The sequence below is a fragment of the Pseudoduganella sp. RAF53_2 genome, assembly GCF_052113985.1.
Taxonomy (GTDB): Bacteria; Pseudomonadota; Gammaproteobacteria; order Burkholderiales; family Burkholderiaceae_D; genus Rugamonas.
The window spans coordinates 1-1,038 of record NZ_JBFRDW010001083.1 but is presented as its reverse complement, the minus strand read 5'-3'; the positions used below and the strand labels follow the sequence as shown (position 1 = coordinate 1,038).

At 62.7% G+C, this 1,038-nt stretch carries 1 protein-coding gene and 1 pseudogene; both read left to right on the top strand.

What is annotated here, in order from left to right:
* Positions 1-501 (top strand): annotated as a pseudogene (locus tag AB4Z11_RS32470) (ABC transporter ATP-binding protein); the annotation flags it as partial.
* Between the two features lie 10 nt (positions 502-511).
* Positions 512-1,038 (top strand): YhgE/Pip domain-containing protein (locus AB4Z11_RS32465; RefSeq protein ID WP_442030406.1); only part of this gene is annotated, 527 nt, incomplete at its 3' end.

Sequence of the window (1,038 nt, the reverse complement as noted above, 5' to 3'; positions counted from 1 at the left end):
CTGCTGCACGATCCGCAGCTGCTGATTCTGGACGAGCCGACTGTCGGCGTCGATCCGCAAAGCCGCAATGCCATCTTCGACACGCTGGAAGCGCTGAAGGCCCAGGGCCGTTCGCTGATCTACACCAGCCACTATATGGAAGAAGTCGAGCGCCTTGCCGACCACATCGTGATCATTGACCACGGCAAGGTACTGGCCGACGAAAGCCCGACCGCTCTGTATCAGCGCCTGCCCGCGCAAGCTGCGCTGCGCGCCGAGCTGACCGAAGCCGATGCCGCGTCAGCACCTGCCGTCGCCGATGCCATCGCGCGCCTGCCTGGCGTGACCAGCGCCAAAGCGCATGGCAGCGTGCTCGATATCGGCCTCTCCGGCACCGAGCACGCAACGTCGGTCGTCTGCTGGCTGCAGGAGCAAGGCCACAAGCTGGCCCACTTCGCGRCCGCGCGCACCAACCTCGAAGACATCTTCCTGACCCTGACCGGTCGCTCCCTGCGCGACTGAGAGGACAACAATGACCGCATTATTCGCACTGGTCCGCAAGGACATCATCCTGTACCTGAACGATAAACGCGCACTGATGCTGAACCTGCTGATGCCTATCGTGCTGGCAGCCTTCTTCGGCTCCCTGTTCGGCGGGAGCGGCGACAGCAAGACCGGCAAGATCGACATCGGCCTGGTGCAGCAGGACAGCTCCGTGGTCGGCAAGAAGATTGCCGATGGTCTGAAAGCCGACGCCAATCTGCGCGTAGCAGAACTGAGCCTGGACGAGGCGCAGGCACGCGTGCGCGCCGGTAAGCTGTCCGTGGCTGTCGTGATTCCGGAAGGCTTTGGCGACAAGGCCGGCACCGCGCTGTTCGGCGCCACCGAAAAGCCTGAACTGCCGATCTTCTATGACCCGTCGCAATCAACCGTGCTGGCCATGGTGAAGGGCCTGCTGACGCAGCAGGTGATGCAGAACGTGAGCGCCGAAATGTTCAACGGCCAGGCTGGCCGCAAGTTCACCGATGAGAGTATCAGGAAGCTGGAGCAGAATGACTC